This is a genomic window from Allosalinactinospora lopnorensis (genome assembly GCF_000981225.1).
GTDB lineage: Bacteria > Actinomycetota > Actinomycetes > Streptosporangiales > Streptosporangiaceae > Allosalinactinospora > Allosalinactinospora lopnorensis.
Genome location: NZ_LAJC01000122.1, coordinates 1 through 8,245, shown reverse-complemented (window position 1 = coordinate 8,245; position 8,245 = coordinate 1). Strand labels below are relative to the sequence as shown.

Below are 8,245 nucleotides of genomic sequence, written 5' to 3'. Positions count from 1 at the left end.
CGGCGGGCCACCCGCGGCCCGGCGATCCGGGTGCCGGCGGAACGCCCGGGATGCGGCCCGGCCGCACGCCGCGGATCCGCGCCCGCATGATGCCTACAGGCGGTGAGCAGGCACGAGAAGCCGTCGATCATGCGCGGCCGTCGATGACTCCGCCGCGTCGGGTGCGCCCGGTGCGCGCCCGGCCGGAGGACGGATCGCCGGAGAGGCCTACTGATCCTCGCTCTGCAGCTTGGCGATCCGGTTGTCGTACATCTTGATGAACTCCTGGCGGCTCTGGTGGGCGACCTCGTAGGCGCGGAGTTCACGGACCTGCTCGATGCTGAGCTTGCGCAGCCGGGCGCGGATGGAGGGCAGGGTCAGCTCGTCGTACCCCGGGACAGGGAGCTCCTCAGCCTCCGGAGCCGCGTCCTTGCGGACCTGCTCCAGCACTTCGTCGCTGGATGCCTGGGTCTCGGCCTCGGCAACCGCCAACTCCTCGGCGAGGGCGGTCTTCTCCTCGGGTGCGAGCAGCTCAGCGGCCTCTGCGGTGGTCTCCTCGGCGGGTGTCTCCTCCGCCGCCTCCGGCTTGGGCTCCGCCTCGGGCCGGACGTCGGTGGTCTCCTTGGCCGGGGCGGGCGCCGACGGCTCGGCGGCCACGGGCTTCTTCTGCCCGAAGATGCCTTTGACCAAGGTCATCATCTTGCTGGCGATCGACGGATTCGACATGGGTTGGAGGCTCCTGATGCTGTCGGCGGGGGGATGCCTGGGGGCGCGCACCCGGGACCCCTCCCCGGGCCAAAGAGGGAGGACCGCCCCACGTGTGCACACCACTACCACGGCTTTATTCGATTACGCAGTTCAACCAGAATAGGGGAGTAAGGGTTGCCTGATGTGCGGTTGTTGCGAACGATTTGGCGATGTCGCGACAGAACCGAGCGCCGAACGTTATCATCTGGTCACCCAAAGGCCGTTCTCCCGCCGCGGGACGGCGCACCGAACCCCGTTCGGAACTGGTCGACCCGTACGGCCCTTAGGATGGGGCCATGACTGCGACGAATCGCCGCCGTGTCCTGCTCGCCAAACCCCGCGGTTACTGCGCCGGGGTTGACCGCGCTGTCATCACGGTCGAAAAGGCACTTGAGCAGTACGGCGCTCCGATCTACGTGCGCAAACAGATCGTGCACAACACGCACGTCGTGCAGAGATTGGAGGAGCGCGGCGCCATCTTCGTCGAGGAGACCGGCGAGGTTCCCGAGGGGGCCATCGTCGTCTTCTCGGCCCACGGCGTCTCCCCGATGGTGCACGAGGAGGCGCACCGCCGGCAGCTCAAGACCGTCGACGCCACGTGCCCCCTGGTGACCAAGGTGCACAAGGAGGCCAAGCGCTTCGCCTCCGAGGACCGCGACATCATCCTGATCGGCCACACCGGCCACGAGGAGGTCGAGGGCACCAGCGGTGAGGCCCCCGACCACATCCAGGTCGTGGAGAGTCCCGACGAGGTCGACAAGGTGCAGGTGCGCAACCCCGAGAACGTCTCCTGCTGTCCCAGACCACCCTCTCCGTGGACGAGACCAACCAGACCGTCGACGCCCTGCGCGAGCGGTTCCCGAACCTGCTCGACCCGCCGAGCGACGACATCTGCTACGCCACCTCCAACCGCCAGGACGCGGTCAAGGAGATGGCCTCCGAGTGCGACCTCGTCCTGGTGGTCGGTTCGGACAACTCATCCAACTCGGTACGGCTGGTCGAGGTCGCTCTGGAGGCCGGCGCCACCGCCGCGCACCTGATCGACAACGCCTCCCTGATGGACGAGGCGTGGCTGGAGGGGGTCGACACGGTCGGTGTCACCAGCGGCGCCTCGGTTCCGGACCTGCTCGTACAGGAGCTGCTGGAACGGCTCGCCGGGTACGGGTTCGGCGAGGTCGCCGAGGTCGAGACGGCGCAGGAGAACCTCACGTTCTCGCTGCCCAAGGAGCTCCGCAAGGACCTGCGGGCCGAGCCGGTCAACGGCTGAGCCGGGCTTCTCGCCTCCCGCCCTGATCGAGGCCGGACCTCGGGCGGGGCTCGGCGCGGTCTCCAGGGAAGGCCTGCGCCCGCGGAGGCTAGCCGCGGGGCTCCAGCGAGCCGGCGAGGGTTTCGAGCTCCGCGTAGCCCGCGCTCCCGGTGACGACGAGGGTGACGCCGTCCTCCCGCCTCACCAGGGAGCGCTGCGGCTCCTCGCGGTCGGTGTAGCGCTTCCAGGCCTCGCCGCCGATGCCGGACTCGCCGTCGGGGGCGCCCTGCTCCGTCGTCTCAGCGATGAACCGCTCGGGGTCCGCGTCGCTCATGCTGAATCTGGCATGCAGGTCCTCGGGTGTGGCGAATCCCACTGTCCAGGTGACGGGTTCCTCCTCGTCCTCTTCAGCGTCGATCCGGCTGCTGGTCGGTACCCAGCCGTCGGGCAGCTCCCCCGGCACGTAGACGGTGTAGTCGGCGACCTCCTGGAGGGTCCGGGCGTCGGGGGTGTAGTCGACGCGGGGGATGTGCTCCTCACTGCGTGTCGCGACCACGAACGCCATGACGAGCAGAATGGCGACGATGATGCCGAGTGCGGTTGCGTAGGCACCGAACGTCGCGTCAGCGCGGTTGTAGTTGCTCATGATGGTTACCAGCTTGCCGCAGGCGGGCGGTTCACCCCTTCCGGGGGCCGCCGGCGGAATCCTCGTGGTCGCGGCCGTACCTGGGTTCCAGCTGGGACAGCAGCGAGGTGATGTCGTCGGCCAGCCGCCGGGCGTCGCCGGCGTCGCGGTGCACGACTTCGGCCACCGCGAGCAGCATCGAGCCGCTGACCACCATGAGCAGGGCTTCGTCAACGGGTTCGTCGGCCTTGCGGAACAGGGCGACGTTGCGGTCGGTCCACTCGCGCAGCCGGGCCCGCAGCTGGGAGTCGAAGCCGGGCGGGCCGTCGCCGCTGAAGAACAGCTGGGTGGTCTCGCGCTCTTCGATGCACCCGTCGAGGTAGGCGCGCGCCGCCACGTTCATCAGCCGGGTGGGATCGTTCTCGCCCGCGTCCCTGGCCTCGGCCACCGCCTGGTGGGTGCGGTCCTGCTGGCGCTGCTGGAACTCCTCGTAGAGCGCCATGTACAGGTCGGCCTTGCCGGTGAAGTGGTGGTAGAGGCTGCCGACGCTGGCCCCCGCCTCGGACACGACCTCGCTGACACCTGCCTTGGCGAAGCCGACCGTACGGAACACGTGCGCCGCGGCGCCGAGCAGGGCGCTGCGCGTGGCCGCTCCCCGGGGCGAGACCCGCACCGGCTTCTGCACCTTCTCCACTGTCACGTCTGGAACCGTCCCTCCGGGTGGCATGCCGACGGGCCGCCTAGGTCGAGGTTACGTCAAGTGATTACCCTAGGAGTCACGCCGCCGTCTGCGGCGGGCGGACCGCGCTAGGCATCGGCGCTCCCCGTCCAACCAGGTAAAACCCGTTTGGAGAGGTAGACCATGACCACGTCCACCGCCGCACCGCACTCCTACGAGGCCCCCGATCGCAACCTGGCTCTGGAGCTGGTCCGAGTGACCGAGGCCGCCGCGCTGGCCGCGGCGCGCTGGGTCGGCCAGGGGGACAAGAACGGGGCCGACGGCGCCGCCGTGCGCGGCATGCGCCACCTGATCGGCACGGTCTCGATGAACGGGACGGTCGTCATCGGTGAGGGCGAGAAGGACGACGCCCCGATGCTCTACAACGGCGAGCGGGTCGGCGACGGCGGCGGGTCGGACTGGGACGTGGCCGTCGACCCGATCGACGGCACCCGGCTGACCGCGAAGGGCATGCCGAACGCGATCTCGGTGATCGCGATGAGCCCGCGCGGTTCCATGTTCGACCCCTCGGCGGTGTTCTACATGGAGAAGCTCGCCACCGGTCCCGCGGCCGCGGGAGTGGTGGACATTACGGCCCCGATCACGGAGAACATCCGCGCGGTGGCTCGCGCCAAGGGCGGCACCCCGCAGGACGTCACCGTCGTCATCCTGGACCGCCCGCGCCACGAGGACATCGTGCGCGAGGTGCGCGAGGCCGGGGCGCGGATCAAGTTCATCACCGACGGTGACGTCGCCGGAGCCATCATGGCGGCGCGGACCGGTACCGGGGTCGACCTGCTGCTCGGTATCGGCGGAACCCCTGAGGGGATCATCAGCGCATGCGCCATGAAGTGCCTGGGCGGTGTGATCCAGGGCCGGTTGTGGCCAAAGGACGACGACGAGCGGCGCAAGGCCGTCGACGCCGGGCACGACGTCGACCGCGTACTGACGACGGATGACCTGGTGGCGTCGGAGGACGTGTTCTTCGCGGCCACGGGGATCACCGATGGCGAGCTGCTCGGCGGCGTCCGCTACGAGGAGGGCCGGGCGATGACGGATTCCCTGGTCATGCGGGGACGCAGCGGCACGGTCCGGAAGGTGTACAGCGAGCACCGGCTGAGCAAGCTGGCGACCTACAGCGGCGTCGACTTCGCCTCCGCGAGCTGACCCGACCCGTTTCCGGGCGAAGGAGAACACTACCGCAACCGGCGGCGGATTTCCTGGCACGTTCGCCTGGACCTGGGGAATCGGCTATTCGGAGATTGGTACCTTCATACGGTTGCACCTGTCCCCCGGAGGTCCGATGTCCTATCCCGATCCCCCCAGCCAGCCGCCCTGGACGCCGCCGGGGCAGCAGCCCCCCGGGCCGCCCCCGCCGGGGGCGGCCTACCCGCAGCCGCACTACGGTGCGCCGCGGAAGAACCGGACGTGGATGATCCCGGTCGCCGGTGTGGCTGGTGTCGCGCTTATGGCGTCGTCGGTGTGGGCCGCGAACCACGTCATGGACGACCTGTTCGTCGGGCCGCAGCCCGAGACCGTGCTGCCGGCGTCCTCGGTGATGTTCGCCAAGCTCGACCTGAGGCCGTCGGGCGGGCAGCTCGCCAACTACGCCCAGTTCGTCGACAAGCTGCCGGATGAGCTGAGGGACGAGGTCGATCCCGAGTCCGACCCGGCCGAGCCGATCTTCGACGAGCTGCTCCTCGACGGCACCGACCTCCGCTACGAGCGTGACGTCCAGTCCTGGTTCGGCCAGCGGTTCGGGTTCGCCATGTGGCCCGCGGACAACGAGGACGCCGCGGTCGACGACGACGGCCTGGCGATGGCGCTCGCTCTGGCCGTGGAGGACGAGGGGGCGGCCGAGGAGACCCTGGATGAGCTGCGGGGCGAGTGGGACGATCTCTACTACGAGATCGACGGCGACTTCGCCATTCTCTCCACCAGCGACGCGGCGCTGGACGAACACGCGGCGCAGGTCGACCGCGGGACGCTGGCGGACGAGAGCGACTTCTCCGCGGACATGAACGCCGTCGGCGGCGACAGCCTCGCCGCGGCCTGGCTAGACCTCGAGGCCCTCTCCGAGCTGGACCTGGGAACGGGCGGCTCCGGCTACGGCACCGACCCCTGGAACGAGGATCCGTGGGGCGGCTCCGACCCGTTCAGCGAGTTCGAGGAGGCCACCGGGCGGATGGCCATGGCGTTGAAGGTCGAGGCCGACTACGTCGAGCTGCGCGGCGACATGTTCGACGTCACCGTCGACGGGGTGTCCATGTCGGAGTACGAGGTGGAGGCCCCCGGGATCGACGTGCTCGGCGAACTGCCCGACAACACCGTCATGGCCATGGGCGGCAACAACCTGGAACAGTGGGTCTCCCAGGCATGGGAGGACGACCCCGACGCGTTCGCCGAACTCGGCATCGACGACGCCATGACAGAGCTCGGGGTCGACCCGCCGGAGGGCTTCGCCGACCTGCTCGGCTCCCGCACCGCCTTCGGTATCACCGACTTCGACGGCATGTTCGACTCCACGGGGGTGCGTAGCAGCGACCCCTCGTTCCAGTACCGGGCCACCGGGGCCGAGGCCGGCGTGCTGGAGGAGATCGTTACGGAGGCCGGCCAGGGCGGCTACGGCTCGGCGCCGGGTGTCGACACCGAGGGCGACACCACTGTCGTCTCCTACGGCCGCACCGGTACCGGCCGGCTCGGTGACGACCCCCTGTACCAGCAGGCCATGCAGGACATGGCCGGCGCCGGCATGGGCTTCTACCTCGACCTCCGCGCGGTCGCGGAGGAGGACGGGACGCACGGCGCCGACCAGTTCGGCGCGATCGGGGCCGCGATGAGCCTCGACGGCGACAACGCCTCCTTCCAGGCCCGCTGGGCGCCAAGCGGCGGCTGATCCGCCGGCCAGCACACGAAAACGGGCGGCGCCCCGCGCGGGGCGCCGCCCGTTTTCGTGTGCTGGCCGGCCGGAGGCGCGGGCACCGCGGCCCCCTCGCGTTACCGCCCTCGCCCGCCTCTTTCGAAGGCGGGGACTCAGTCGATCAGCCGGCGGCGCATCTGGAACACGGCGAAGCACCACATGACGGCGACGAAGGCCAGGATCGCGGCGAAGTGCCCGAGACCGGCCAGCGGCTGCATTCCGAACGCGGTGCCCCGGACCAGCTCGACGCAGTGGTAGAGCGGGTTGATCTTCGCCGCCACCTGTGCCCACGTCGGGAGGGTGTCCACCGGGAAGAACGTCCCGGCGATCAGGAACAGCGGCGTGATGATCCCGGAGATGATGTAGTCCATCGTCTTGATCGACGGCACCACCGCCGACATCCAGATGCCCATGAGCGCGAACCCGAACCCCGTGGCGAACGCGACGACCGGGACGATCAGCATCGCCGGCGACGGCGGCAGCCCGAACCCGATCGCGACGACCAGCGGCGCGCAGCCGTAGACGCCGGCCTTGAGAGCGATCCAGCTCGCCTCGGCGGTGACGAGCTCCCGCACGTCAACGGGGGCGGCCAGCATTCCTTCGTAGGTGTGCTGGAAGACCCGGCGCACGTAGGTGTCGATCAGTCCCGGGAACATCGAGGTGAACAGCACCGACATCGCGACGATGCCGGTGCCCAGGAAGTGGATGTAGTCGTGCCCACCGATGGCGCCCACCAGGGAGCCGAGGCCGACCCCGAACGCGAGCAGCATGATGACCGGCTCGACGATCGCGGCGAACGTCGTGGGTTTCCAGCTGCGGCGGTACAGCGCCCATTCTCGGGCGAGAACCCCCAGGACCGGAGCGATCTCGAACCGTCCTGGCGGCGCCTGGAAGGCGCGGCGGGCGGTGGGCCCGCTCTGCAGCGTCATTCGACACGCTCCCCGGTCAGAGTCACGAAGACGTCCTCAAGGTTGCTGGGGCGGATGTTGCCGTGGCCCACCGCCTCCCGGAGGTCAGCGGTCAGCTCTTCGGCGTGCAGCACCGAGAGTGTCGCGCCGGTGCGGCGGGTGGGCAGTCCGGCGGCCTGGACGAGTTCCTCGATCCTTTCCGGCCCGCCCGGACCGGGCCAGAACTCCTCAACGGTCTTGCCCGCGTACTCGGCGATGAGATCGCCGGGAACACCTGTGGTCACGACCTTGCCCTTGGCCATGAGCGCGACGACGTCGGCGAGCCGCTCGGCCTCCTCGATGTAGTGGGTGGACATCAGCACGGTGACGCCCTCGTCGCGCAGGTCGGTGATGAGGCCCCAGAGCTCCTGGCGGACCTGGGGGTCCAGGCCGACCGTCGGCTCGTCCAGCAGCACCAGCCGCGGCCGGTGCACCAGGCCGCGGACGATGAGCAGCCGGCGGCGCATGCCGCCGGAGAGCTTGTCGGCGCGGGTGTCGCGCCTGTCCTCCAGGTGGGCGAGGCGCAGCCCGTAGTTGACGGCCTCGGCCCGTTCCCGCCGCGGCACCCGGTAGAGGTGGCAGAACACCTCCAGGTTCTCGGCGACCGTGAGTTCTTCGTCGAGGTTGTCGTGCTGCGGGACGACTCCCATGGCCGCGCGGGCGCGTTTGGACTCGCGGGGCACCGAATGGCCGAGAACGGTGATCTGCCCGGAGTTGGCGCGGGTCTGCGCGGTGAGCATCCGCATCATGGTGGACTTGCCCGCGCCGTTCGGGCCGAGCAGACCGAGCACGACGCCGGAGGGGACGTCGAGGTCGAGCCCGTCGACCGCCGTGATCGGCCCAAAGCGTTTCACCACCTCTCGCAGACTGATAGCCGGGGAATCACCTTCCGTTACGGGGACAGGGAGCTCTTCGAGCCTGGACGAGGTCATGGGCTCACGCTATGAGGGGTGTCGTGGGATTCTCCAGTGGTTTTCCCACACGGCCGAAGCGGATTTCGCACAAAGTTCGCCCCGGACGGGCGCACGGCGGCGCCGGACCGCGCTGCGGGGGCGCGGCCGCC

Annotated in this window: 7 protein-coding genes and 1 pseudogene; 3 read left to right on the top strand and 5 right to left on the bottom strand. The window is 69.8% G+C overall.

Going from position 1 to position 8,245, the window contains the following annotated elements; genetic code table 11:
* Nucleotides 1-207 precede the first annotated feature (207 nt).
* The gene (locus VS93_RS25270; RefSeq protein ID WP_046472356.1) at nucleotides 208-705 is read right to left on the bottom strand and encodes a hypothetical protein; all 498 of its coding nucleotides are present in this window, start codon (nucleotides 703-705) and stop codon (nucleotides 208-210) included.
* Nucleotides 706-1,022: 317 nt separating this feature from the next.
* Here VS93_RS25270 and VS93_RS25265 point away from each other — a divergent pair.
* Nucleotides 1,023-1,993, top strand: a pseudogene (locus VS93_RS25265) (4-hydroxy-3-methylbut-2-enyl diphosphate reductase).
* A gap of 88 nt (nucleotides 1,994-2,081) precedes the next feature.
* On the opposite strand, the gene VS93_RS25260 reads toward VS93_RS25265, so the two are convergent.
* Nucleotides 2,082-2,618, bottom strand: a complete 537-nt coding sequence (locus VS93_RS25260; protein ID WP_046472355.1) for a DUF4245 domain-containing protein — start codon at nucleotides 2,616-2,618, stop codon at nucleotides 2,082-2,084.
* Between the two features lie 31 nt (nucleotides 2,619-2,649).
* Entirely contained in the window at nucleotides 2,650-3,291 is a 642-nt protein-coding gene (locus VS93_RS25255) for a TetR/AcrR family transcriptional regulator (protein ID WP_046472357.1), read from the bottom strand.
* A 168-nt stretch (nucleotides 3,292-3,459) separates the two neighbouring features.
* Between VS93_RS25255 and glpX the strand changes: the two genes are divergently transcribed.
* Nucleotides 3,460-4,482: a class II fructose-bisphosphatase gene (gene glpX / locus VS93_RS25250; RefSeq protein WP_046472354.1), complete on the top strand. Its 1,023-nt coding sequence runs from the start codon at nucleotides 3,460-3,462 to the stop codon at nucleotides 4,480-4,482.
* A 136-nt stretch (nucleotides 4,483-4,618) separates the two neighbouring features.
* Entirely contained in the window at nucleotides 4,619-6,211 is a 1,593-nt protein-coding gene (locus VS93_RS25245) for a hypothetical protein (protein WP_156185015.1), read from the top strand.
* A 137-nt stretch (nucleotides 6,212-6,348) separates the two neighbouring features.
* Here VS93_RS25245 and VS93_RS25240 read toward each other — a convergent pair whose 3' ends face one another.
* Both VS93_RS25240 and VS93_RS25235 read right to left on the bottom strand, forming a co-directional pair.
* On the bottom strand, nucleotides 6,349-7,164 hold the full coding sequence (locus VS93_RS25240) for an ABC transporter permease (RefSeq protein WP_046472352.1): 816 nt from the start codon (nucleotides 7,162-7,164) through the stop codon (nucleotides 6,349-6,351).
* On the bottom strand, nucleotides 7,161-8,039 hold the full coding sequence (locus VS93_RS25235; RefSeq protein WP_046472351.1) for an ABC transporter ATP-binding protein: 879 nt from the start codon (nucleotides 8,037-8,039) through the stop codon (nucleotides 7,161-7,163). The genes VS93_RS25240 and VS93_RS25235 overlap by 4 nt, the downstream gene beginning before the upstream one ends.
* Nucleotides 8,040-8,245 lie beyond the last annotated feature (206 nt).

Bases quoted from the DNA above. Each gene is read 5' to 3' on its own strand.
- VS93_RS25270 (WP_046472356.1), bottom strand. From the start codon at position 705: ATGTCGAATCCGTCGATCGCCAGCAAGATGATGACCTTGGTCAAAGGC.
- VS93_RS25260 (WP_046472355.1), bottom strand. From the start codon at position 2,618: ATGAGCAACTACAACCGCGCTGACGCGACGTTCGGTGCCTACGCAACC.
- glpX (WP_046472354.1), top strand. From the start codon at position 3,460: ATGACCACGTCCACCGCCGCACCGCACTCCTACGAGGCCCCCGATCGC.
- VS93_RS25245 (WP_156185015.1), top strand. From the start codon at position 4,619: ATGTCCTATCCCGATCCCCCCAGCCAGCCGCCCTGGACGCCGCCGGGG.
- VS93_RS25240 (WP_046472352.1), bottom strand. From the start codon at position 7,164: ATGACGCTGCAGAGCGGGCCCACCGCCCGCCGCGCCTTCCAGGCGCCG.